We start from the raw sequence: 23,744 nt of genomic DNA on the forward strand, positions 1-23,744 counted from the left end.
AAGGTGCAGCGCGAGGCAGACCTGCCGGATGTGCGCATCCATGACCTACGTCACACATTCGCCTCGCTCTTGGTCAGCGGCGGCGCCTCGCTGGAAATGATTGGCAAGCTTCTGGGCCACAGTCAGATGCAAACGACGCTGCGCTATGCGCATCTGATGGACTCGCCTCTGCGCGCGGGTGTCGACGCTGTGGCCGGCATGTTCCGGCCACGGCCGAAGATTGTGCATGACGTGGATGCCGAGAAAGAGGCCAAGCGGGCCTAAAATCGGGGCCGCTTACTTCTCGCCGCGAAGCGCGCGCCAGAAGGGGCGCAAACGCCTGCGGATGGTGCTTTCGTCGGGGATTTCTCCGTTCTCTGCCGCATCAGCAAACCAGTCTTGAAGATTGCCGATCAACTCTGCCTGGGTCTCAGGGATGCCATGCTCGTGGACGCGCTTCAGCAGGGCCACATACATGCCTTCCCAGTCATAGGGCGAGAGCGCGCCTGTGCCGCCGCCAATGCGGCGCAGCAGGTCATATTCGTCTTCGAACCTCAGGACGTCCTGACCGGTGATCAAGAGATCGGCGATCGAGACTTCGACCCCGTCGGCAGGTTCGGTGACATAGCACCAGTCTTGCGCATTCTCTGGCTTGATCCGTTGCAGCTTGATGACCGTCGGGCCAGTGCCTGCGCGGCGAAAGAGGGGCAGCATATCCATCGGTGAGATCGTGATCTTGCCGGAGACCTTCTCGTCGCCACAGACAGCGAGGGATACGCCAGTGACGATGTCCAGTTTGCCTTCCGTGGCCCAGCCGCCGATGTCGGCGATGGTGCAGCCCCATCGGGAAGCGGTTTCGTGCAGGGTGAAGAATGCTCTTTGAGGTAGTGCCATGTGGGCTCCAGTTCTGATGTTTAAAGAGGATAGCAGACGGCCTTGCGGGGTGCAGAAGCCGCCCAATCGGCCGTGAGGTCGAAACTCCAATATGCCGACCGCATGAAGTGCACCCCGCACTCATGCTCATGCGGCGACTGCCAAATTCTCCAATCGATCGGCATCCTTAGGACGAATCGTCCTCTCTCGGATTATAACCCAGGCACTACGTCAAGAACTGTCGGGGATGCGCGCCATGTCGTTCCAAAAGGCACAAGACCTGTTGAAGCTCGCTGGCATGTCGGCCAGCCGGCACGGCGGCATCACTGTAAAGGAGGTCGCCGAAGCGTTCAGCGTGAATGAGCGGACCGCCCAGCGCATGATCGCTGCCCTGAAAGATGTCTTTCCAAGTATTTCCCACCAGACGGACAGCGAGCGCCGCCGACGGTGGAAGCTGCGCGACACCAGCATGCTCGGCATGCAGGGGCTTTACCGCCGCGAACTCGTCGCGCTCGAGGCCAGTATCACGCGGGCTGAGCGGGAGGGTGCGGATATGGAGGTGGATGCGCTACGGTCACTGCGGGACCGCTTGGTGGCAACCTTGCCGTCAGCGCAGGCCCGAAGCATGGAGGTGGATGCTGAGGCGATCCTCGAGGCGAAAGGTTATGCCTGCCGCCCAGGCCCAAAGGTTAAAACCTCTCCGGCTGTGCTGAACGTTGTTTCGGCTGCCCTCAGAGGGCCGTTCCGGCTCATCATCCGATACCAGGGTGCGCAGGATGCAAAACCGCGCAAGCGTGTGATCGAGCCCTATGGGATCCTGCTCGGCACGCGGCATTATTTGATTGCCCGTGATACCGCCAAAGATGCCAACCTGCGGCGCTTCCGCATGGATCGGATCGAAAAGGCCGAGATCACCAATGATTGGTTCGAGAAGGACAAGGACTTCGATCTTGAGGCCTATGCGGCGCGGTCATTCGGGTCGTTTCACTCGGACGCGGAGTTCACCCGCGTTGTATGGCGGTTCAGCCCTGCCGCCGCGCCGACTGCCCGGGAGTTTGAGTTTCATCCCAAGCAGGAAATGACCGAGTTGGAGGATGGCGAGCTTATGGTCAACTTCGAGGCCAGCGGTCTGGTCGAGATGGCGTGGCATCTCGCAAAATGGGGCAGGGAGGTCGAAGTGATTGAGCCAGTAGCGTTGCGTGAGATGGCAGTAGCATACCGGAATGCATCAGTTCGCGTGTTGCCATGATTCGGGATCCAACAGGGCCGGGGCTTGGACGTACTGTAGCTATACTGAGTGTGCACACAGGCGCATGAGGTCTCAGACCCGGCTACGCAAAGAGCCATCAGCTTTTACCGCTGACGGGGAGTGATGGCAACCCATCGTAATTTATGTAAGCATCTTACTGGATTATGATCGCAAGAATTTATGGTGGTAGAGTAATGCCAGAACGCACTATTTTTGAGAGGCTGGCTTACATTACGGGCGTTGGTATTTGGCATGACCACAAACCCCAGAGCCCTAATGCCGATTTCGCAAGCAAGACCATCGTCTATGGGTTCAATGGAACAGGGAAGACCAGCCTGTCCCGTGTCTTCTCCTCACTCGAAGCAAACGCTCCGGTCGATGGCCTTGGCAAGGATGCGTCATTCCAGTTGAAGTTTTCCGACGGGACTACCGCGACAGAAGCCGATTTCGTGCATCCGCTCGGAAACCACCTCTTGGTCTTCAACTCAGACTTCATTTCACGAAACTTCCAGTGGGACGAAGGTTCGACGTTGCCGATCTTTCATATAGACGAAGAGAACATCGAAAAGGTGAATGAGCTTCGCCAGCTGGAAGCCGACCTAGAAACTGCGTCAGCCGAGGCTCGCGCAGCCAAGACTCGGCAGGACACCGCAGAACGAGAATACAGAGACAAAGGCACCGAAATCGGCGGCCGCGTTCGCGAAGCCAGGGGCACGGGCTACACTCAGCAGTTCAATAGAGGAAATGTCGAGCGCGAGTACTCCGAAAAAGAGTTCACGGAACAAGATAACCTCGCGGAAGACAAGATTGACGAGTGCCGCGCAATCATTCGTCAATCCGACCCTCTCCCGAAAATCAACCTAGCACTCGAACTGCCAGAGTTTTTTCAGAACGAGTTGGAAACTGCTTGTGAGCTGGTGCAGCAGGACTTCTCCGCGCAGCTTTCGTCCGACCTCATTGCCCATTCCAACATGTTGACGTGGGTAGCAGAAGGCCACCAATACCACGAAGAAAAGCAGCTCGGATCATGCCTTTATTGTGGCAATGAGATATCAGACCAACGCAGAGAGACCCTGGCGGCCCTGTTCAGCGAGAGCTGGCAAGAGCAAACAAACGCGGTCACATCAGCTATTGAATGGTGCGAGCGGTCATGTTCGCTGCTCAGAGGATGGCTGGAGGGATTTCCAACGCAGTCAGCCATTCAGCCCACTCTAGCCAAAGGCCTAGGCGAGGTCGAAAAGGCATTTCGCGCTGAGCTCATTTCCACCGGCACGGCGATAAAGCAGCTGCAAGAAGCGCTTGCGGAACGCCAACAGAACCCTATGAAAAATCAGATGGTTCCAGACACTGTGGCCAAGCTCTTGGACGTTGACTGGTTAGCCGGATTCCACGATGCTAAGAACCGTTTGTTCAACGTTATCAGTGAGCACAATTCCATTAATGATGAGTTTAGGCAGCGCAAAGACGCCGCCGCCAACGCGTTGAAGGGCCATGTGCTCTTCGCCGAGCAAGATTCATACCGGCAGTTGAAACGAAAAGCGGCGGAGGCTGAAGAAGAGGCTCAAAAGGCACAACGCACGGCGAAAGATCTGAAAGAGAAAGACGAAACGTTGCGCAATGCAATTCGCAAACATGGAATTGCGGCCAATGAGCTCAACAAATTGCTTCATGAGTACCTTGGGCACAATACCATCCGATTAGAGCCAAAGGACGACGGGTATCAATTGGTTCGTGCGGATGGCTCGATCGCGCAGAACCTCAGCGAAGGCGAGAAAACCGCGCTTACCTTCTGCTTCTTCCTAACTCAGTTTGGCGCCGAGGGTCGGGACAAGAAGAAGCTAGTTGTTGTAATCGACGACCCGGTGTCGAGCCTCGACAGCAATGCCCAGACCTACGCATTCGGCCTTATCAAGAAGCACACTAAACGTGTCGCGCAGGTCATCCTGTTAACCCATAACTTAAAGTTCATGCACATGGCGAAGCGGACCTTCTTCCGGGGGGTCAACTTCGGCGATACCGTTCCTCAAGGATTACTTTTCGTGGATTGCCGCGACGACGGAAAAGGCAGTCGCAAATCTGCGCTGGTGAAGATGCCGTCGTACTTGGCGAAGTACGACTCAGAATATCAATACCTTTTCTCCGTTGTGTTTGGGGCTTCGGATCAGCAGAGCACCGACTATCTGTATTTGTTGCCCAACGCGATCCGGAAGCTTCTAGAGATATTCACGGCATTCGCCGCACCAGACAAATCCAGTTTCACCGAAGCGCTATTTGACGACTCTGGGAAGATCAACGGTTTAGACCAGGCGGAAATGAACCAACTTGAGCGAGTTTGCCAAATTGAGTCGCATGGTGACATTGAGGCTGTGAATTCGCTTCCGGCACTTACCGTCGAAGAGAGCCATCGCGCAGCAAATGGCGCAATGAAATATATTCGAGAGCGTGATAGAAAGCATTACGATGCAATGCTGCGGATTGTGAAGAAACCGGTCGCCGACTAAAAGCCGGCAACAGTCTACTATAGAAGGCAGGATGTGATAGTTCAATTCGCATAGGGCGATGGGAGTCAATGAGCTGGGAGTCACCATCCGCTGCGACAATTATGAACGACCGCAATGTGCCGAAAACGATTATCTTACCGTTGGTCGAACGATCATCCATGTCAACGCCATGTCAACGAGCATACGTCATTTTTTCAATGTGAGTCATGATGAATGTGGGCCATTGTCAGCGAGTGTTAGGGCTGAAAATTTGAGAATTCAAAGGCTTGTGGCCTAAGTGATTGAATTCCATAAGCTATTGAAATTGCTAATATATGGGCTCATAACCTGAAGGTCGTAGGTTCAAATCCTACTCCCGCAACCAAAGTAATCGACTAGGCCCGTGCATTCAGCGCGGGCTTTGTTGTTTTGGCGTGCCTAACGATAAGACACTGGCTTATTCACCAGTGGGCGTGGCTTGAATAGCTTAGCGGAGAATTTGGAGCGGCACTTCTCTTGCGCGGCGGAGCTATGCTTCAGTTTGAGCGGATGCACACCTTACGGAATTTCGAGGTGGTCGATGCATGACCCGACATCCCTTTCAAAGGGAAGGGCCAGACTTTCAGCAGATCAAATTGCAAGTGAAGTCTTGCTGCTGTGCATCCTAACTGGGGCGCAATCTTGGGTCAGTGGGGTGGCTCATCGGCAACCTGTTTTCCATCGTGCTTGTTCAGGCGCGGCCTCCGAGACAGGCTGGCAAGCGCCGCTTGACAGGTTCACATCTATTTAGATATAGATCATATCTATTACTTCTAATACCTATAGGGGACGAAGGATGCAGATCGAGGGAAACGTGGCGATTGTCACTGGCGGCGCGAGCGGGCTTGGCGAGGCAACGGCGCGCTATCTGGCCGTGAATGGCGCCAAAGTCGGTATTCTGGATTTTGACGGTGAGGGGGCAAAGCGCATTGCCAGAGACATCGGCGGTGCGGCGGCTCAAGTTGACGTAAGCGATGATGCGGCGGTCGATGTGGCCTTGTCCGAGATTGTGCAAGCCCTCGGTACACCGCGTATCGCCGTGAACTGCGCTGGCATTGGAACAGCCGCCCGTATTGTCGGGCGAGAGGGCAAAACAAGCTTTGATGTCTTTCGTAAGACGCTTGATGTGAACCTCTTCGGTACTTATGCCGTCATGACACACGCCGCGCGGCGCATGATGGAGCTTGAGCCTGTGGATGGAGAGCGCGGAGTTATCGTGAACACCGCCTCTGTCGCCTTTCAGGACGGGCAGCTCGGTCAAGCCGCCTATACCGCATACAAGGGCGCTATTGCCTCGATGGCGCTTCCTGCTGCGCGAGAGTTTGCCCGCGCAGGCATCCGTGTGATGACGATCGCGCCGGGGCTTTTCAACACACCAATGATGGAAAGCTTGCCCGACGATGTCACGGCACAGATCACGAGCAACATCCCCCATCCTGCCCGTTTGGGCGCACCGGAGGAATATGCTCTGATGACCGTGCAGATCATCACAAATCCCTATCTGAACGGCACGACCATTCGCCTTGATGGCGCTACGCGCCTTCCCCCACGCTGAGGAATGACCATGTCGGATATTTTGAAAATTGAGGTTGAGGGGCAGATTGCCACTCTGACGATGAATCGGCCGGGAAAGCGCAACGCCATGTGCGAAGAGCTGCTCGGAGCACTGGAGGGCTTCTATTTCAACCCGCCTGAAGGCGTGCGTGTTGTGATCCTCACGGGGATAGAAGGACATTTTTGTTCAGGTCTAGACCTGGCAGAACATGTTCACCGTTCGGCTGAAGAAAACCTCTACCATTCGCGCAGCTGGCATAAGCTGATGGACCAAATCAGGCTTGGTGGGCTGGCAACGGTCTCGGCGCTGTTCGGTGCGGTTATTGGTGGCGGGCTTGAGCTTGCCGCGGCCACACATGTGCGCATTGCTGAAGCCTCCACGATTTTCCAGCTGCCCGAAGGGCGGCGCGGTATCTTTGTGGGTGGCGGGGCCACGGCCAGTGTGGGCCGCTTGCTTGGTGCGGACCGGATGACAGAAATGATGCTGACGGGGCGCAAGTATGGGGCTGACGACGGTGTCTCTTTGGGTTTGGCGCATTACTCTGTTGCTAACGGAGCGGCACTGGCCCTTGCGCAAGAGCTGGCTGGCAAGATCGCGCGCAATGCACCGCTGTCAAACTATCTGATGATACAGGCCATTCCACGTATCAATGACATGTCGCAATCCGACGGGCTCTTTACCGAAAGTCTCGCGGCAGCCCTGTCACAAACCACGCCTGACGCAGAGGAAGGCTTGAGAGCTTTCCTTGAAAAGCGCGCGCCCAAATTCCGGTGATCTCATGAGCCAACCTGAGCAAACCATTACCCCGCCCACAACAGTAAGCGATGACACGTTGCGCCGTTTTCTGGGCTATCACATGAAGCGTGCCTTCAACGTTGTGCAGGCTGATCTGGTCGCCACGCTGAAGCCGTTTGAGTTGCGCATGTTGACCTATACGGCCTTGGTTTTGATCTGCGACAACCCTGGCCTGAGTCAGGCGCAACTGGCTGCTGCGATGGATGTGGAACGTCCCAATATCGTGGTGATCGTTGATGAGCTAGAGCGCCGCGAGCTGATCAACCGTACCCGCGTTCCGACGGATCGTCGGGCTTACGCATTGGTCCCTACGCTTCAAGGGCGCCGTCTGTGCGGTCAGGCTGTTGCAGCTGTCGAGACGCATGAAGCCAAGCTCTTTGCCGGGCTCAACGGTGATATGCGCTCCGAGATGGTTGCCATTCTATCGAAGGTGAGAGGCGCATGAAACGGACAACGAATTTCAAGCCACACAATGTAATTCGCGAGAACAGAGCCGATGGCACAATCCTTCTGCGCTCTGCCGAGCCGCTGAGTGAGGTGGCAAACACCACTGGCGATTGGCTTCACAGCTGGGCCCAGCAGACGCCTGACAATATCTTCATCGCCGAGCGCCATGGCGCCGGATGGCGCGAGGAAAGCTATGCCGAAACCCTGGAAAAGGTGCGCGCAATCGCATCGTCCCTGCTGGGGCGTGGCATGGGGCCTGATACGCCGATCCTAATCATGTCAGGCAATGGGGTAGATCACGGGCTGCTGGCGCTTGCGGCTCAGTATGTCGGGATCCCAACTGTGCCTGTGGCCGAGCAATATTCGCTGATTCACGGTGCGCATGGCCGTTTGCGCCACGCGATTGAGCTGGTACGCCCGCGCATGGCCTATGTGGTTGATGCAACCCAATATGGCGAAGCGCTCGCATTGGATGCGCTGGACGGCATCGAGGTGATCGCCACGCGCGCTGACGCGAAGACCACGCCCTTTGCAGATATGCTCAAAGGAGATCGTGCGGATGTCGATGTGGCGCGCGCAAAAGTCGGACCCGATAGCGTGGTAAAACTTCTCATGACATCGGGGTCTACATCCAGCCCTAAGGCCGTGATGACCACGCAAGGCATGATGTGCGCCAATCAGGTGCAACTGGCCGATGCCATGCCGTTTTTGCGGGCCCGTCCGCCACGCATTGTTGATTGGCTGCCCTGGAACCACGTCTTTGGCGGCTCGCATAACTTTAACATGATGCTGGCCAATGGCGGGAGTCTCTACATTGATGACGGTAAACCCGTCAAAGGCCTGTTCGAGCGCACTGTCGAAAACCTTTCGCTCATCACGGGCACGCTTTGCTTCAATGTGCCGGTCGGGTTCTCGATGTTGCTCGGCGCATTGCGAAAAGACGCAGGCCTGCGCCAGCGCTTTTTTGAAGACCTCGACATGATTTTCTACGCTGGCGCTTCGTTGCCGCAAGATATCTGGCAGGGCTTTGAGAAAATGGCGGTCGAAACAAAGGGCGAGGTACCTTTGATTACGTCATCATGGGGGCTCACGGAAACAGCGCCTGCCATGATGCTCCAGCATGAGCCGACCGAGAACTCAGGCGTCGTTGGTGTTCCCTTGAACGGTGTGACAGCCAAACTAATTCCGGATGGGGAAATGCGCTGCGAAGTCCGCGTGAAGGGTCCGAATCTCATGCCTGGCTATTTTGAAGCGCCAGAGAAAACAGCCGAAGCCTTTGATGACGAGGGGTTCTTCATCACCGGCGACGCGATGCGCTTTGTCAACCCTGAAGACATCAACAAAGGGATGAAGTTTGATGGGCGAATTTCTGAGGATTTCAAGCTTCTCACCGGCACATGGGTGCGCGCGGCACAGCTTCGCATCGACATATTGGCAGCCTTGTCGCCGCTGGCGTCAGACCTCGTGGTAACAGGCGCCGATAAGAGCGAGATCGGTGTTATGATCTTCCCGAATACAACTGAATTGGAGGCCGAAGGCTTCCAACTCGAAGAGGAGGCCGGCGCTTACCGTTGCCCCTTGTTGCTGGGAGAGATTCACCGGCGTCTCGCAACCCATGCAGCGACGGGCGCAAGCAGCTCGACACGCGTTGTCCGTGCGATTGTGCTTTCAGAGCCAGCTTCCATGCCCGAGGGCGAGATGACCGCCAAGGGCAACCTCAACTTCCGCAAGGTTCTGGCGCGCCGCGCAGACCTTCTCAAACGCCTTTATGCTGAGGCCGATCCGGCCGTCACCACTCTCTAGGAGATACACTATGGTAGACCTATCCAAAGTCCGTGCCATCGACATTCACACCCATGCAGAAGAGCCCTGCGGTTGCCACTCGGATGATGGGTATGATGATCTGCAATCCACCATGGCCAGCTATTTTGGTGCGCCATGGAGCCACCCGCCAACGATCCATCAAACGGCCCAGCACTACCGCGAACAGAACATCGCAGCGGTGATCTTTCCTGTCGATGCCGAACGTGAAACGGGCTATCGCCGTTATAACAACGACGAGGTCTATGAGGCCGTTTCCGAAAACAGTGATGTGCTGATCCAGTTCGCTTCGATCGACCCGTGGAAAGGCAAAATGGCTGTGCGCGAGGCCAAGCGGCTGATGCGTGAGTACGGTGTTAAAGGGTTCAAGTTCCACCCGACAATGCAGGGGTTTTTCGCAAATGACCGCATGGCTTACCCATTCTATGAGGCGATTGCCGAAGAAGGCGGTATCGCGCTATTCCACACAGGGCAAACTGGCGTGGGAAGCAGTATGCCTGGCGGCAACGGGATGCGTCTGAAATATTCGAACCCGATGTATATGGATGATGTTGCCGTCGACTTTCCCGAGCTGAAGATCATCCTTGCCCACCCGTCTTTCCCTTGGCAGGAAGAGGCGTTGGCTGTGGCGCAGCACAAACCAAATGTCTACATTGACCTCTCGGGCTGGAGCCCCAAGTATTTCCCCGAAATTCTGGTGAAATATTGCAACTCCATCCTGAAGAAAAAGGTGCTGTTTGGCTCTGACTGGCCGATGATCACACCCGAGCGCTGGCTCTCGGACTTTGAGAAAATCGCGATCAAGGATCACTTGCGCGAAGATATCATCAAGGGCAATGCAGCACGGCTGCTGGGTTTGGCATGAAGCCATTCAAAGCCCCGCTGGAAGATATCCTGTTCTCGCTTCGCGTGGCTGGAGCAGAAGAGATATCTGACTATGACGCTGATTTTGCCCGCGAAATCGGCCAGCATTTTGCTGCTTTTTCTGAAGGCGAGATTGCTCCGCTTGATGAAGTGGGTGACGTTCAAGGTTGCCGCCTTGAAGGCGGGCGCGTGAAAATGCCTGATGGTTTTGCGACCAGCTATCAGGCTTATTGCGCACAAGGCTGGCCTGCCCTGACGGTGCCCGAAGCCTATGGCGGGCAAGGTATGGGCGCGCTCATGTTGGCCGTGACATCCGAAATATTTTCAGGAGCCAACCACTCATTGCAGATGGTCACCGGTCTTGTACCGGGCGCGGTGCGGGTCCTGAAACGCTTCGGAACCGAGGAGCAGCGCGCAAAGATCATGCCCCAGCTGGCAACGGGCGAGATGTTGCCCACCATGTGCCTCACCGAGCCGGGCGCGGGGTCTGACCTTGCCCGCATCCGTTGCCGTGGCGAACAGACGGGCGATGGCTGGTGGATTTCTGGCGAGAAGATATTCATCTCGGGGGGTGATCAAGACATATCAGAGCATATCCTGCATCTCGTTCTGGCGCGCACCTCCGATAACGGCGTCAAGGGGCTGTCCTTGTTTCTTTGCCCCTGCACGCGCAGTGATGGCAGCCGCAACGCGGTTACGGTTACGCGGATCGAGGAAAAGATGGGCCTGCATGCGTCACCGACGTGCCAGTTGGCTTTTGACAATGCCGAGGCTGAACTGGTCGGTGATGAGGGGCAAGGCCTCGCTGCGATGTTCGCTATGATGAACCACGCGCGCACCGACGTCGCCCTTCAGGGTGTTGCACATGCGGCGCGGGCCTATGATATCGCAGCCAGTTATGCTGCCGAACGGCAGCAGGGACGCAGCCCCGAGGGCGCGCCTGTCACCATCGACCAGCATGCCGATGTACGCCGCATGATCGATGAGATCGATCGGCTCGCATTGGGCGCGCGTGCAATTGCCCATTTGGCCTGTGTGACGATGGAGCGTGGTGACAATTCTGCGCTTGTTGAGTTTCTGACACCGTTGGCGAAAGTCTATTGCACCGAGGCAGGCATGCGCGCAGCAGAGCTGGGGATGCAGGTTCTTGGGGGTTATGGTTACTTGCGCGAATACCGGATCGAACAGACCTATCGCGACGCACGTATCACCCCGATCTACGAAGGGACCAACGGTATTCATGCGCGTATGATGGCAACACGCCTCGCAGGGAGTGCAGCTGGAGACGCTTTTGTCAGCTACCTGCAAAAAGAAGCAAGCCGTCTGTCAAGCGAAAAGGCGGTCATGCTTTTGGAGCGCTGGCAAACCACCCGTAAGCGCGTGCTAAATGCCAAGGACCCTTCTGTTCTGGCTGAGGACTTCTTGCAAGCGAGTATCAAGGCCCTGCTTGCCTGTGTTTGGGCAAACCTTGATCACAACAAATCACACCATCCCGATGGGGCCCGCTTGGAGCGCTTATGTCGCAACTGATCGGCATAAGGCTGCTAAGTGTGGTCATTTCCTCGTGTCGCAGAGTCTGCGGGCTTTCTGCCTCATGGAATGATTGCTCAAATTGCACAGTTCGGATCGTGTCGGGTGCGACTGTCGCTCTTTCCTGAAGTCAAAGGTGAAAAAATCCGAAGATATGCCTGCGGTTTTTTGTTTTTGGGTGCGTATCAGGCTGAGCGGCGCTTCTGTAAGTGTTGTGCCTAAATCGTTCACACCTGAAAAAGTGCTTCCAATTCCTAGGGATTCGCGGGAAGCTTTCCCCATAAAAAGCAGCTGTGCAGTCCGCCAACCGACAGGGCGGGTGATGTGGCGCAAATCAGGGAGACGAAAATGAAAAGAACCACTTTGAAGCTGGGAGCCGCGCTTGTCGCAGGTTTGAGCTTTGCAGGAGCGGCCATTGCGGACACTAAAGTTGGCATGATCACAACGCTTTCGGGCGGCGGCGCGGGCCTTGGAATTGATGTGCGCGACGGATTTATGCTCGCGATCAAGCAGTCAGGCCGGAACGACATTGAAGTTGTTATTGAAGACGATCAGCGCAAACCTGACGTGGCAGTGCAGCTTGCGGATAAGATGGTGCAGTCAGAAAAGGTTGATGTCATGACAGGCATCATCTGGTCAAACCTCGCGATGGCGGTGATCCCTTCGGTGACGGCGCAGGGCAAGTTTTATCTGTCGCCCAATGCTGGCCCCTCGGCGCTTGCGGGCAAAGGCTGTCATCAAAACTATTTCAACGTTGCATGGCAAAACGATAACCTCCACGAAGCGGCTGGGGCATATGCCAACTCCGCTGGATACGGAAAAACCTTTATTCTTGCGCCAAACTATCCTGCTGGGCAGGATGCTCTGACAGGCTACAAGCGCTTCTTTAAAGGCGAGCTTGCAGGCGAAATTTACACTCAGCTTGGCCAAACAGATTATGCAGCAGAGATTGCCCAGATCCGTGCGAGCGGTGCGGATTCTGTCTTCTTCTTCTTGCCTGGTGGGATGGGGATTGCATTTTTGAAACAATATGCAGACTCGGGCGTGGATTTGCCTGTTGTCGGCCCAGCCTTTTCGTTTGATCAAGGTATCTTGCAAGCTGTGGGGGATGCCGCCATTGGCGTTGTGAACACCTCGCAGTGGAATAAAGACCTCGACAATGCCGCCAATGCTGCATTCGTTGAAAGCTTCCAAGCCGAGTTTGGCCGTTTGCCTTCGCTCTATGCGAGTCAGGGCTTTGACACTGCGAACCTGTTGATCTCTGCTCTGGAAAAAGCAGATGTAAGTGATGCAGAGGCCTTCCGGGCGGCTCTCAAGGCTGCTGAATTTGCCAGCACACGCGGTGACTTCAAGTTTGGCAACAACCATCACCCTATCCAGACGATTTACGCGCGCGAGGTTGTTAAAGAGGGTGACGTCTACACAAACAAACTGATTGGTCCTGCGCTGGAAAACCACGCAGACGCTTATGCGGCTGATTGCAAAATGTAAGTGACTTTGGCCGCGCCTTGACGGGCGCGGCCAGTTTGCAAAGCGCATGTCTTTTATCCTCATTGCAGAACAGGTGCTGAACGGGCTTCAGTTTGGTATCATGCTGTTTCTCATGGCTGCTGGTCTCACGCTCATCTTTGGCGTGATGGGCTTAATCAACCTTGCCCATGGCTCTCTTTATATGGTCGGTGCTTTTGCTGCAGCGGCTGTCGCGGGAGCGACTGGTTCGTTTGTGCTTGCGCTCGCCGCTGCGATGGCTGCTGCGGCGGCCGCAGGGGCTTTGATCGAGCTTCTGGTGATACGTCGGCTATACGACAAGGATCATCTTGATCAGGTTCTGGCAACATTTGCTCTTATCTTGATCTTCTCTGAAGGGACGCGCTGGATGTTTGGTTCGTTCCCGCTCTTCTTGCAAATTCCACCCTATTTAAGTGGCCCTGTCAGTTTGCCTGGTGGCATAGAATATCCACTGTATCGGCTTGTTCTGATTGGTGCTGGTTTGTTTGTGGCGGCGGGGCTTGGCCTCATGATCACGCGTACGCGTATAGGGATTCAAATTCGGGCAGGCGAAAACGACCGTGAGATGATTGCTGCTTTGGGAGTTGATATCTCACGGCTCTACACACTCATTTTTGCACTTGGGGCTGCCCTTGCGGGTCTTGCGGGCGCACTCGTTGGTGCGATCCAATCGGTGCAGGTCGGGATGGGCGAGCCTGTCTTGATCCTTGCTTTCGTCGTGATCGTGATTGGCGGTATCGGCTCTATCAAAGGCGCTCTTGTTGGCGCGCTTTTGGTCGGATTAACTGACACTCTGGGCGGGGTCTTCCTGCCCCCGTTCTTCGGGCTTTTCATGGCACCTGCGGCCGCGTCGTCCGTCGGGTCATCGCTGGCTTCTATGGCGATCTATATTCTAATGGGTGCGGTTCTGATCTGGCGGCCAACAGGCCTTTACGGGGTGCGGGCATGATGCAGGAGCGCTATCTCAATGCCGTCATCTTTGCGATCCTCGTGGTGTTGCCTGTTTGGGCGGTTTGGATGGATGAGCCTTTCACCATCACGCTAATGACGCGTGCAGCTATTTTTGCACTGGCGGCTGTTGGCCTCAATATCGCGCTTGGCCTTGGGGGCCTAGTGAGCTTTGGGCATGCCGTTTTCTTTGGGCTTGGCGGCTATGCTATGGGCATTCTGGCCTATCATGCGCAGGCATATACGCCGCTTTTGGAGGCGCCTCTTCTTATCGAGGGGACAAAGTCGATGCCAGTCATCTGGCTTATTGCGATACTTGTCTCAACGTTAGCTGCCCTGCTGATCGGGGTGCTTTCGCTGCGCACAGGAGGCGTTTACTTCATCATGATCACGCTCGCTTTTGGGCAGATGTTTTATTATTTCGCGATCAGCTGGTCGGCTTACGGGGGCGAAGACGGGCTCTCTATCTACGTGCGCAATGGTTTCCCTGGGCTGAACACTCTTGATCCGATCCAGTTCTATGGCATCTGCCTTGTGATCTTAAGCGTGGCACTTTTTGCCGCTCACAGGCTGGCGAAGTCGCCTTTTGGTTTGGCGCTTGGGGCAGTGCGGCAGGTTCCGCAACGTGTCGAGACCGTGGGATTGAACGGGATACGCCTCAAGCTTGTTGCTTTTGTGATTTCGGGGGCGATCACAGGTCTTTCTGGAGCGCTCTTTGCCGACCTCAACCGTTTTGTTAGCCCAACGATGTTTAGCTGGCAGCTCTCTGGCGAGATTATGGTTTTTATCATCATTGGAGGGGTTGGGCGGCTTTTCGGACCTGTGGTTGGCGCGCTTATCTTTGTCGGGCTTGAGCATTGGCTCGGGGGATTGAGCGACTATTGGCATGTCTATCTTGGTTTGCTTTTGTTGCTGATCGTACTCTTCGGGCGTGGCGGGATTATCGGGATGATTGCAGGGCGGGAGCGTAGCGATGTCTGAGGCGGTTTTGGCAACCTATGGGATCAGCAAGTCTTTTGGAGCGCTCAAAGCGAGTGAGGATATTTCGCTTGATCTGCGGGCTGGCGAAATTCACGCGATCATCGGACCGAACGGGGCGGGGAAGTCTACGCTGATTGCACAGATTTGTGGCACGCTCCAGCCCGATGTGGGGCGTGTGGAGCTGATGGGACGGGATGTGACAGGGCTGAGTGCACGCGCACGTGCCAAGGCGGGCTTGGGGCGGACGTTTCAGATTTCGGCCTTGGCGATGGAAGACACTGTTTTGCAAAATGCGGTGCTTGGGGCGCTGGGCGCAAGCGGGCGGCCATGGCGATTCTGGACGCCTGCCTTGAAGGACAAAGCCCTTGTTGCGCGGGCAGACGCGGCGTTGGAGCGTGTGGGACTGGAAGACTTTCGCAACGTGCGCACAGCCGAATTAAGCCACGGGCAGCGCCGCCAACTTGAAGTTGCTGTGGCGTTGACGCTGTCGCCAAAAGCATTCCTGATGGATGAACCTATGGCGGGCCTTGGCATGGAAGGCAGCCAACGGCTCACTAGGTTTCTACAGGAGCTTAAGCAGGAGGCTCCTATCTTGCTTGTCGAGCATGATATGGACGCCGTTTTTGCGCTGGCGGATCGCATCAGCGTTTTGGTTTATGGCCGTGTGATTGCGACCGGGGCAGTCGATGATATCCGCGCAAACCGAGAGGTGCGCGAAGCCTATTTGGGGGAGGAGGCATGAGCCTTTTGACGCTCTCCAAAGTTTCTGCCTCTTATGGGGTCAGCCAAGCGCTGTTTGGTGTTTCTCTGAAGCTGTCTGAGGGAGAAGTCATGGCGCTAATGGGGCGCAATGGCATGGGTAAGAGTACGACGGTAAAGTGCATCTGTCGTATGTTGCCCGCACAGGGGCAGATTGTTTTTGATGGCCACGATCTTGAGCGCCTTCCAAGCCATCGGGCTGCGAGGCTCGGGATCGGGCTTGTGCCTGAGGGGCGGCGCTGTTTTGCTTCGCTGACTGTCGAGGAGAATTTGGTTGCGGCTGCGCGCAAGGGCCACTGGGATATGTCTCGTGTCACTGCGCTTTTCCCTCGGCTTGCAGAGCGCAAAGATCAGCGTGCAGCATCCCTTTCGGGCGGGGAGCAGCAAATGCTTGCGATTGGACGAGCTTTGATGACAAACCCGCGCCTGCTTATTCTGGATGAGGCCACAGAAGGGCTTGCACCGATCATCCGTCAGGAAATTTGGTCGGCGGTAGGTTCACTTAAGGCGCAGACGGGGCTGTCTATTCTGGTGATCGACAAGTCCGTGAAGGAGCTGCGTGCTGTTTGCGATAGCGCAGTGATCCTTGAGCGGGGACGCTCTGTGTGGCGCGGAGCGATGACAGATCTGTCTGATGACATTACCCAGACACATCTGGGCGTTTAAGCGGCTGACTGCTCAACCAATGTGATTGCTTCAAATGGGCGCAAGACAGGGTGTGCCGAGAGCATGTGCTCTGGCAGATAGGACCGCGATAACGGGCTGAGAAGGCTCTGGGCGTGGTGTTCTGGCTTGCGTCTGATCCGTCCGATAAACAGGCTTTCAAGGGCCGAGCCTGCGGCGAGCAAAGTCTCGTGTTCGGGGAGAACAAGCTGGTGGTAGGTCGTTGTCAGATCAAGATCATGCCAGATCGCTGAGGTGCCGTTGACGAGGTGGCGTGCTGGTACAAGCACCGCTTCGCAGCCGAACATGTATTCTACCATTGGCTTGCTCACGACGAGCTTTTGGTCGGGGGCGACGATGATATCCTTTTGCAGCCCGAAGTAGGGCGCTCGTAGGCGTACAGGGCGGAAGCTGCCGCGCGCAGGCACGGTCCGTGAGACATGGGCTAGGATGGGCACAAGGCCGTGCTCCAGCGTATGGACGAGGTCGCCGCGCATCAGCTGGGCGACAGGGCGATACTCACCTTGAGCCAGAAGCGGGACATTGGCTGTGAGACTTGGCATTGGGCCAAGAGGCTCTATCTCGTCTGAAAACGCAAAAAATTCGATATCACTGTCAAGATGGATCAGTTTGTGAGAGAGCGTCATGGTTTTGATGTCGTCGAGCCAGAGAGGGCGCGGGCGTGGGGCCAAGATCGAGCGGACAGAGCCGCGCTCGGGGCGCTCTATTGCCAAGCGGCCCCAGCGGGCAGGGGCATCCCAGCTATATGTGATGCGCAAGAGGTCCGAGCGCTCGGAGGCGTCCAGATCAAGTGCGATGTGGGAGCTTTCGCCTTGCTGGGAGGTTATCAGAATAATGCCGCCGCCTGGTATGGCTTGCAGCGATAGGCTGCGTTCCCACGGGAAGCGCTCGCGGAAGGACAGGAGCGTCTGGGGGCGATCATCGGTTGAGAGGCGGGTTTCGACCACGAGGCTTCCACGAGCCAGAAATCCTTGTGCCTCAGACCAGCCGAAGTGTTGGCGGTCGGTATCGGAGATGGCGAACCAAGCCATCTGCGTCTAGGCGACCTTGGCTTCTGTAGCGCTGAGCAACTGGGCCTCAAAGGGCTTCAGTGTGCGGCGCGCTGCAGGGCTGTAGCCAAGTCCTGTTGCGGGATCGATCTCGGGGAACAACTCATAAATTTCAGCGGCGATTTCTTCCTCAAAGCTGTCAGCAAGCTGTGGTCCTGGCAAGAAGCTCTCGGTGGGCAAGCCTTCGGAGTAAATTACCTCATGTTGATCAAAGAGCAGGTGGAAATATTCGACTGTGCCGCCCTCAACCACCGTGACGGACTTGTCATTTACAAGGTCACGGGCGGAAACAAGCACCTCGTATTCTCCGAAGAGAAGTTCAGCGAGTGAATCGCGGATCAGCACGCGATGGAGGGGTGAGAGCCAAAGTTCTTTGTGGGCGCCAAATGTACCTGCTCGAATGCGGATTGGTGCGTGCTTGCCGCGGGCCGCTGTGGTGCGGTTGCCCATCCAGCGGATTGGTTGGAAGCCATTGTCGCGGGTTTGAACCATGTCGCCGATCTGTAGGTCTTCGACGTTCACTTCGCCCCGCTCTGTCAGGATGGCCGTGCCGCGCACGAAACAGGGGACTGCGTCGATGATGACATAGCCGACATCGGTGTTGGTTCCATCATCGATTGTATAGGTGAAGTTGAAAGCTTTGGCGTTGGTGTCTGCGGTGAGCGTAAAGGTTCCGTCCGCATTGAGCTGAACGGTTTGACCTGTGGCGAGAGTGATCGTGCTGCCAGCTGTGACGGCGACGCCATTGATGTGGGTGATTGTGAGAGTTGCGCCGCTTGGGCGGATATCGTTGTCCAGAACGTTGATGATTTTGACTTGGTTGGGATCGGCGAGATGATACGAGTCATCGTTGGCGATAAGCACGGTTTGAACGCTGTCGGCGGCGATCAGAAGATTAGAGTCATAGCTGCCGTCGAGCACGTCGGCGATGCCGATACGGATCGAGTTGGTGACCCCTGGATTGACATTCATTGTGAGCGTCATGGTGACGGTGAAGCCGTCCATTTCGGTATTGTAATCGTCGTTAGTGTTGTCGACGTAGAGGTTTTCGTTGTTGCCTTGGTTGATATTTCCGGGGTCCAGATCGCCATTCCCGATGCTAATATCAACAAAGCTACCGTTGACCCAGACGCCGATAAAATCCTGATAGAGTGAGTTTACATACTCTGGGTATTCCTCAGACGAAAACACAAACTGCATGGTCATCACGCTGCCTGTGGGTACGAAATCGATGTCGAGATAGGAGGCGTCATAAGTGCGCGTGTTTGCAGCGGCGTTGAAGTCTGCGAGGTTGTTTGCTCCGCCAGTGTTGGTGCTGGTCGAGTTACTTTGGTTGGAGGAACCGCTTGAGTTTGTGAAGTCGGTGGCGCGACCTGTGGAGAGGATTACGCCTGTGTCTCCAGGTGTGACACCGGGGGCGACTGAATCGCCGTTTGAATAGATGCCTGACGAGTAGTTGCTGCCCGAATAGTACGCGCTGGACACGGTTGCCCCGTCTCCGAAAATCGTCTGCGCCATTTGCATAGCGGACGCACTCGTGTTTATCGGCAATTCTGACGCCGCGACCATACTACTACTGCCTCTTTCAGGGCAAAGCGGACGGTACGGATCTGTAAGATACAGTTATCGTTGGCGTTTTTCGCTCTGTGGATGATCAGGATCGGAGGACCCTGCGCACCTGCTTTGCCTCTGGTTTATTATTACCGAAAGGTTAACACGAAAAATTTGCTCCTGTTAAGTGATTAAGGCGCTATCGCAACACAAACGTGGCAAATTTGCGGCGGTCTGTTGTTTGCGGCGGCGCAAAAGCCACGATATGTAGTGTTGTGTGCACCGAAATCGCGAAAGGCGGAAATTATGGCTTCTCAGGTAGACGCGGCAGAGCTGACGAAATCTCTTATACAATGCGCTTCGGTAACGCCTGCTGAGGGGGGCGCACTCACGTTGCTTGAAACGCTGCTCTCCGAGGCGGGCTTTGAGTGCGCGCGCGCGGACCGTGGCGAGGTGAGCAATCTTTTTGCGCGCTGGGGGGCGCGGGGCGCGAACAAGTCTTTCGGCTTCAATGGCCACACGGATGTTGTGCCTGTGGGCGATGAAGCCGCGTGGAGTGTGCCGCCTTTCGGGGCGGTGGAAAAAGACGGAATGATCTGGGGGCGCGGCGCGACTGATATGAAGTCGGGTGTTGCGGCCTTTGTCGCTGCTGCCATCGAGTTTGTCCAAGACACACCTCCTGATGGTGCGGTGATCCTCACCATTACGGGCGATGAGGAGGGCGACGCCGTAGACGGCACAACTGCGCTTCTGGAGCACATGCAAAAAGTGGGCGAGCGCATAGACGTCTGCCTTGTTGGCGAGCCAACATGCCCCAACGAGATGGGCGAGATGATGAAGATCGGGCGGCGCGGGAGCATGACGGCTTGGTTTACTGTGACGGGCGTTCAGGGCCACTCGGCCTATCCGCACCGTGCCAACAATCCGCTGAGTGCAATGGTGCGTTTGATGGACGGTTTGGCCAGTGCCGAGCTTGACCAAGGCACGGAGCATTTTGATGCCTCGACGCTTGCTGTTGTGACGATTGATACGGGCAATGGTGCGACAAATGTGATTCCTGCGCAGAGCCGCGCCTGCGTGAATATCCGTTTCAATGACAGTCACACGGGCGCGAGCCTCACGGCTTGGCTGGAGGGCGAAGCGGCCAAGGTGCGCGATGCTTTTGGCGTAGACATTGATATAAAAATAAAAATTTCGGGTGAAAGCTTTATCACGCCGCCTGGAGCGCTGTCAGCTCTTGTGGCGAAAAGTGTTGAGGCTGTGACAGGACGCACGCCTGAGATGTCCACGACAGGCGGCACATCCGATGCGCGGTTTGTGAAGGATCACTGCCCTGTTGTGGAGTTCGGGCTTGTTGGAAAGACGATGCATCAGGTGGATGAACGCGTTGAGACAGCACAGATTCACGAGTTGAAAGCGATCTACAAACGCATTTTGAGCGACTATTTTGCGGGCTGACCAGCACCTCATTGTGATGGTAAAATTCCCTGCTGCGGGGCGGGTCAAGACGCGCTTGGCCAAGGATATTGGCCGTGTCGCGGCGGCATGGTGGTTTCGTCATCAGGTCCGAAGTTTGCTGAGGCGGCTTGATGATCCGCGCTGGCAGATATGGTTAAGCGTGGCTCCAGACACGGCTTTGGAGAGCAGTGTCTGGCCCCTAGATTTGCCACGAATTCCGCAAGGTCAGGGTGACTTGGGTGCGCGGATGCGAAGGGCATTCGAGGCGCTTCCCAAGGGGCGAGCCTGCCTGATTGGCGGAGATATCCCGAGCGTGCAAAAGGCGCATATTTCAGAGGCATTCGCGGCGCTGGGACGCCATGAGGCAGTCTTTGGGCCTGCCACGGACGGGGGCTTTTGGCTCACGGGGTTTCGCCGTACGCGCCCCCTTCCACCGCAGCTTTTTGAAGGGGTGAGGTGGTCTTGTGCAGAGACGTTGTCAGACAGTCTCGCGACCCTTCAGGGGCAATCCTACGGGCTTGTGGCGGAGCTGTCGGATGTCGACGTGGCGCGCGACTTACCAAAGCCTTAGCCCTACGCGCCAGAGGGTTAACGGGGGGTGAGTGACTCTGATTCTAGGGGGGTGATATGCGTGCACAACCCGTGCACAACCCGTGCACCGCCTGAAACGTGTTTTTGTTAAGAGAATATTAGATAAGCCTGCGTGCGCCGCTCGATGCGTTAGGCCATTTGTGAAGAGAAGGTAAATATTCCCTTCCCCATAAGGGCATGATAGCGGGAGAGCCATGAACAAGCTCCCTTCGAAAGAGGAAATCCTTACATGGATTTCCGAGAACCCGACCCAGACTGCAAAGCGTGATATTGCCAAAGCTTTTGGCATCAAAGGCGCGCGGCGGATTGACCTTAAGCGCATCATGAAAGAGCTCGAAGACGAAGGGCACTTGAAGCGGCGCAAAAAGACTTACCGCGACAGTGACAAGCTTTCGCCTGTCTCGGTTTTGCGTGTGGCCGGGCCGACCGCTGACGGGGATTTGATGGCTGAGCCGCTGGAGTGGCAGGGCGAGGGCGATATGCCCAAGATCATGATGATCACGAAGGCGTCCGACCCGGCTCTTGGTGCGGGTGATCAGATCCTTGCGCGGCTGACGCAGGTGACGGGCGAGCCCTATGCCTATGAGGGCCGTCTTATTCGCCGCATCGGGACGAACCCTACGCTTGTGCTCGGGATTTACCGTGCTGGCTCGGACGGGGGGCGTATCCTTCCGATCGACAAGGGCGAGCAGAAGGAATGGACCGTTGACGCGGGCTCTGTGAACGGAGCGAAGGACGGCGAACTTGTGGAGGGGGCTTATATTGGCCCCAAGGCGCGCATGGGCCTGCCCAAGGCGCGGATTGTCAACCGCTTGGGCGACCCTTCGGCGCCGCGGGCTGTGAGCCTGATTGCGATCCACCAGCATGGCATTCCTGATCGTTTTCCTGACGCTGTGATAGCGGAGGCGGATGCGATGAAACCTGCGGGGCTCAAAGGGCGCGAAGATTTGCGTGAGCTGCCGCTTGTGACGATTGATCCGCATGATGCGCGCGACCACGACGACGCCTGTTATGCGGAGGCGGATACGGACCCGAAGAACAAAGGCGGTCATATCATCTGGGTCGCGATTGCGGATGTGGCGCATTATGTGCGCCCTGGCACGCAGCTTGACCGTGAGGCGCGCAAGCGCGGCAACTCAAGCTATTTCCCTGATCGGGTTGTGCCGATGTTGCCTGACCGTTTGTCTGGCGATTTGTGCTCTTTGCATGAGGGTGTGCCGCGCGCCTGTATTGCGCTGCGGATGCAAGTGGATGCGCAGGGCACAAAACTCTCCCATAGCTTTGTGCGTGGTTTGATGAAATCGCCAGCTTCCCTGAACTATCAGGAGGTACAGGCGGCGCAGGATGGCGCACCAAACGAGAAGTGCGCGCCTTTGATGGAAGAGGTCATCGCGCCACTATACGAGGCTTACTATGCGCTTCGGACGGCGCGGGCTGTGCGCCAGCCGCTTGAGCTTGATCTGCCAGAGCGCAAGATTGTGCTGAATGACGAGGGCGAGGTTGTTTCGATTGATTATGCCGAGCGGCTTGATGCGCACCGTATGATCGAGGAGTTCATGGTGCTTGCCAATGTTTGTGCCGCAGAAGAGCTTATTGCGCGCAAGACGGCACAGCTCTTTCGTGTTCATGAAGAGCCAAGCACCGAGAAGCTTGATGCTTTGCGAGAAGTGGCGCAGGCGTCTGGGCTGACGCTGGCCAAGGGGCAAGTGCTCAAGACGATGCACCTCAACACGCTTCTCAAACAGGCAGAGGGCATGGAAGAGGCCGAGCTGATCAACATGAGCACATTGCGCTCGATGACACAGGCCTATTATTCGCCCGAGAACTTCAGCCACTTTGGTCTTGCGCTCAAGGCCTACTCGCATTTCACCTCACCGATCCGCCGCTATGCTGATCTGATCGTGCACCGCGCGCTTGTTTCGAGCCATGGCTGGGGCGAGGACGGGTTGACCCCTGAGGATGAGGCCGATCTGACCGAAACGGCGCAGCATATCTCCGCTACAGAGCGCCGCTCCATGCTGGCTGAGCGCGACACAACGGATCGCTACCTTGCATCTTATCTCAACAAGCGGGTGGGCGAGGCCTTTGACGGCAAGGTCAGCGGGATTGCGCGCTTTGGGATTTTTGTGAAACTCGACGAGACGGGCGCAGACGGTCTTGTGCCGATGCGCGAGCTGGGGCGCGAGTTTTTCAACTTTGACGCCGACCGCGGCGTGCTCGTTGGCTCCGAGACCCGCCGCGAGATCACCCTTGGCTTGCGGGTGAAAGTGAAGCTTGCCGAGGCGGCCCCCGTGACGGGGGGGATTGTGCTTGAGCTTCTGGAGCTGGATGGTCGCGCCGTCGACAAAGGCCGTGGCAATGGTCCACGCGGTCGGGGCAAGCCGCCCAAACGCGCTCAAGCCAAAGCCAAGATCAAAGGTGATAAAACCAAACGCAAGATCGAGCGCAAACGTAAATAGGCCTTCCTCTTGCCAGAATATCTCCGGGGCCGACTGCGCGCCGCGAACTTGAATATAAGCAGTGAATCTCTGCGTGCGGCAAGCATTCGCTTGTCGGGGGCCTGCGCTTGAGGGTTTCTCTTT

General features: G+C 56.4%; 20 protein-coding genes. 17 read left to right on the plus strand and 3 right to left on the minus strand.

What is annotated here, in order from left to right; all coding sequences use genetic code 11:
- Positions 1–264 (plus strand): tyrosine-type recombinase/integrase (locus P8O11_RS10075; RefSeq protein ID WP_300293970.1); only part of this gene is annotated, 264 nt, incomplete at its 5' end.
- A 12-nt stretch (positions 265–276) separates the two neighbouring features.
- On the opposite strand, the gene P8O11_RS10080 is transcribed toward P8O11_RS10075, so the two are convergent.
- A complete protein-coding gene (locus P8O11_RS10080; RefSeq protein ID WP_300293971.1) occupies positions 277–873 on the minus strand; it encodes a hypothetical protein in 597 nt (198 codons plus the stop codon).
- Positions 874–1,108: 235 nt separating this feature from the next.
- On the opposite strand from P8O11_RS10080, the gene P8O11_RS10085 reads away from it, so the two are divergent.
- The 13 genes from P8O11_RS10085 (at position 1,109) to P8O11_RS10145 (ending at position 16,495) form a co-directional block, all read left to right on the plus strand.
- Positions 1,109–2,101, plus strand: a complete 993-nt coding sequence (locus tag P8O11_RS10085) for a WYL domain-containing protein (protein WP_300293972.1) — start codon at positions 1,109–1,111, stop codon at positions 2,099–2,101.
- A gap of 194 nt (positions 2,102–2,295) precedes the next feature.
- A complete protein-coding gene (locus P8O11_RS10090) occupies positions 2,296–4,602 on the plus strand; it encodes an AAA family ATPase (RefSeq protein ID WP_300293974.1) in 2,307 nt (768 codons plus the stop codon).
- Positions 4,603–5,416: 814 nt separating this feature from the next.
- Positions 5,417–6,175 (plus strand): SDR family NAD(P)-dependent oxidoreductase, encoded by a 759-nt coding sequence (locus P8O11_RS10095; protein ID WP_300293976.1) that lies wholly within the window; start codon positions 5,417–5,419, stop codon positions 6,173–6,175.
- Between the two features lie 3 nt (positions 6,176–6,178).
- Entirely contained in the window at positions 6,179–6,949 is a 771-nt protein-coding gene (locus P8O11_RS10100) for a crotonase/enoyl-CoA hydratase family protein (protein WP_300293978.1), read from the plus strand.
- Positions 6,950–6,953: 4 nt separating this feature from the next.
- Positions 6,954–7,415 carry a MarR family winged helix-turn-helix transcriptional regulator gene (locus P8O11_RS10105; RefSeq protein WP_089887109.1) on the plus strand — a complete coding sequence of 154 codons (462 nt, stop codon included), beginning with the start codon at positions 6,954–6,956 and terminating at the stop codon, positions 7,413–7,415.
- Entirely contained in the window at positions 7,412–9,220 is a 1,809-nt protein-coding gene (locus tag P8O11_RS10110; protein ID WP_300293980.1) for a feruloyl-CoA synthase, read from the plus strand. Before P8O11_RS10105 ends, P8O11_RS10110 begins: the two co-directional genes overlap by 4 nt.
- A gap of 10 nt (positions 9,221–9,230) precedes the next feature.
- Positions 9,231–10,103 (plus strand): amidohydrolase family protein, encoded by an 873-nt coding sequence (locus P8O11_RS10115; protein WP_300293981.1) that lies wholly within the window; start codon positions 9,231–9,233, stop codon positions 10,101–10,103.
- A complete protein-coding gene (locus P8O11_RS10120; protein ID WP_300293982.1) occupies positions 10,100–11,632 on the plus strand; it encodes an acyl-CoA dehydrogenase family protein in 1,533 nt (510 codons plus the stop codon). The genes P8O11_RS10115 and P8O11_RS10120 overlap by 4 nt, the downstream gene beginning before the upstream one ends.
- Positions 11,633–11,980: 348 nt before the next feature.
- Positions 11,981–13,123: an ABC transporter substrate-binding protein gene (locus P8O11_RS10125; protein WP_300293983.1), complete on the plus strand. Its 1,143-nt coding sequence runs from the start codon at positions 11,981–11,983 to the stop codon at positions 13,121–13,123.
- A 46-nt stretch (positions 13,124–13,169) separates the two neighbouring features.
- Positions 13,170–14,090 carry a branched-chain amino acid ABC transporter permease gene (locus P8O11_RS10130; RefSeq protein ID WP_300293984.1) on the plus strand — a complete coding sequence of 307 codons (921 nt, stop codon included), beginning with the start codon at positions 13,170–13,172 and terminating at the stop codon, positions 14,088–14,090.
- Positions 14,087–15,070, plus strand: a complete 984-nt coding sequence (locus P8O11_RS10135) for a branched-chain amino acid ABC transporter permease (protein WP_300293986.1) — start codon at positions 14,087–14,089, stop codon at positions 15,068–15,070. Before P8O11_RS10130 ends, P8O11_RS10135 begins: the two co-directional genes overlap by 4 nt.
- On the plus strand, positions 15,063–15,812 hold the full coding sequence (locus P8O11_RS10140; protein WP_300293987.1) for an ABC transporter ATP-binding protein: 750 nt from the start codon (positions 15,063–15,065) through the stop codon (positions 15,810–15,812). Before P8O11_RS10135 ends, P8O11_RS10140 begins: the two co-directional genes overlap by 8 nt.
- Positions 15,809–16,495, plus strand: coding sequence for an ABC transporter ATP-binding protein (locus tag P8O11_RS10145; protein WP_300293988.1), 687 nt, complete (start codon positions 15,809–15,811; stop codon positions 16,493–16,495). The genes P8O11_RS10140 and P8O11_RS10145 overlap by 4 nt, the downstream gene beginning before the upstream one ends.
- On the opposite strand, the gene P8O11_RS10150 is transcribed toward P8O11_RS10145, so the two are convergent.
- Together P8O11_RS10150 and P8O11_RS10155 are read right to left on the minus strand one after the other, a co-directional pair.
- Entirely contained in the window at positions 16,492–17,544 is a 1,053-nt protein-coding gene (locus P8O11_RS10150; RefSeq protein ID WP_300293989.1) for a Hint domain-containing protein, read from the minus strand. The two genes, P8O11_RS10145 and P8O11_RS10150, sit on opposite strands and share 4 nt — an antisense overlap.
- A gap of 6 nt (positions 17,545–17,550) precedes the next feature.
- Complete coding sequence (locus tag P8O11_RS10155) at positions 17,551–19,131, minus strand: Hint domain-containing protein (protein WP_300293990.1); 1,581 nt, start codon at positions 19,129–19,131, stop codon at positions 17,551–17,553.
- A gap of 288 nt (positions 19,132–19,419) precedes the next feature.
- On the opposite strand from P8O11_RS10155, the gene dapE reads away from it, so the two are divergent.
- The 3 genes from dapE (at position 19,420) to rnr (ending at position 23,621) form a co-directional block, all read left to right on the plus strand.
- Positions 19,420–20,571, plus strand: a complete 1,152-nt coding sequence (dapE, locus tag P8O11_RS10160; RefSeq protein ID WP_300293991.1) for a succinyl-diaminopimelate desuccinylase — start codon at positions 19,420–19,422, stop codon at positions 20,569–20,571.
- Positions 20,572–20,587: 16 nt separating this feature from the next.
- The gene (locus tag P8O11_RS10165; RefSeq protein WP_300293993.1) at positions 20,588–21,142 is read left to right on the plus strand and encodes a TIGR04282 family arsenosugar biosynthesis glycosyltransferase; all 555 of its coding nucleotides are present in this window, start codon (positions 20,588–20,590) and stop codon (positions 21,140–21,142) included.
- A gap of 214 nt (positions 21,143–21,356) precedes the next feature.
- Complete coding sequence (rnr, locus tag P8O11_RS10170; RefSeq protein WP_300293994.1) at positions 21,357–23,621, plus strand: ribonuclease R; 2,265 nt, start codon at positions 21,357–21,359, stop codon at positions 23,619–23,621.
- The last annotated feature ends 123 nt before the right edge of the window (positions 23,622–23,744 follow it).

This window comes from Lentibacter sp., assembly GCF_029254145.1.
Lineage (GTDB): Bacteria > Pseudomonadota > Alphaproteobacteria > Rhodobacterales > Rhodobacteraceae > Lentibacter.

Excerpts from the sequence above, each read along its gene's own strand:
- P8O11_RS10080 (WP_300293971.1), bottom strand. The coding sequence starts at position 873 with ATGGCACTACCTCAAAGAGCATTCTTCACCCTGCACGAAACCGCTTCC.
- P8O11_RS10085 (WP_300293972.1), top strand. The coding sequence starts at position 1,109 with ATGTCGTTCCAAAAGGCACAAGACCTGTTGAAGCTCGCTGGCATGTCG.
- P8O11_RS10090 (WP_300293974.1), top strand. The coding sequence starts at position 2,296 with ATGCCAGAACGCACTATTTTTGAGAGGCTGGCTTACATTACGGGCGTT.
- P8O11_RS10095 (WP_300293976.1), top strand. The coding sequence starts at position 5,417 with ATGCAGATCGAGGGAAACGTGGCGATTGTCACTGGCGGCGCGAGCGGG.
- P8O11_RS10100 (WP_300293978.1), top strand. The coding sequence starts at position 6,179 with ATGACCATGTCGGATATTTTGAAAATTGAGGTTGAGGGGCAGATTGCC.
- P8O11_RS10105 (WP_089887109.1), top strand. The coding sequence starts at position 6,954 with ATGAGCCAACCTGAGCAAACCATTACCCCGCCCACAACAGTAAGCGAT.
- P8O11_RS10110 (WP_300293980.1), top strand. The coding sequence starts at position 7,412 with ATGAAACGGACAACGAATTTCAAGCCACACAATGTAATTCGCGAGAAC.
- P8O11_RS10115 (WP_300293981.1), top strand. The coding sequence starts at position 9,231 with ATGGTAGACCTATCCAAAGTCCGTGCCATCGACATTCACACCCATGCA.
- P8O11_RS10120 (WP_300293982.1), top strand. The coding sequence starts at position 10,100 with ATGAAGCCATTCAAAGCCCCGCTGGAAGATATCCTGTTCTCGCTTCGC.
- P8O11_RS10125 (WP_300293983.1), top strand. The coding sequence starts at position 11,981 with ATGAAAAGAACCACTTTGAAGCTGGGAGCCGCGCTTGTCGCAGGTTTG.
- P8O11_RS10130 (WP_300293984.1), top strand. The coding sequence starts at position 13,170 with ATGTCTTTTATCCTCATTGCAGAACAGGTGCTGAACGGGCTTCAGTTT.
- P8O11_RS10135 (WP_300293986.1), top strand. The coding sequence starts at position 14,087 with ATGATGCAGGAGCGCTATCTCAATGCCGTCATCTTTGCGATCCTCGTG.
- P8O11_RS10140 (WP_300293987.1), top strand. The coding sequence starts at position 15,063 with ATGTCTGAGGCGGTTTTGGCAACCTATGGGATCAGCAAGTCTTTTGGA.
- P8O11_RS10145 (WP_300293988.1), top strand. The coding sequence starts at position 15,809 with ATGAGCCTTTTGACGCTCTCCAAAGTTTCTGCCTCTTATGGGGTCAGC.
- P8O11_RS10150 (WP_300293989.1), bottom strand. The coding sequence starts at position 17,544 with ATGGCTTGGTTCGCCATCTCCGATACCGACCGCCAACACTTCGGCTGG.
- P8O11_RS10155 (WP_300293990.1), bottom strand. The coding sequence starts at position 19,131 with ATGGTCGCGGCGTCAGAATTGCCGATAAACACGAGTGCGTCCGCTATG.
- dapE (WP_300293991.1), top strand. The coding sequence starts at position 19,420 with ATGGCTTCTCAGGTAGACGCGGCAGAGCTGACGAAATCTCTTATACAA.
- P8O11_RS10165 (WP_300293993.1), top strand. The coding sequence starts at position 20,588 with ATGGTAAAATTCCCTGCTGCGGGGCGGGTCAAGACGCGCTTGGCCAAG.
- rnr (WP_300293994.1), top strand. The coding sequence starts at position 21,357 with ATGAACAAGCTCCCTTCGAAAGAGGAAATCCTTACATGGATTTCCGAG.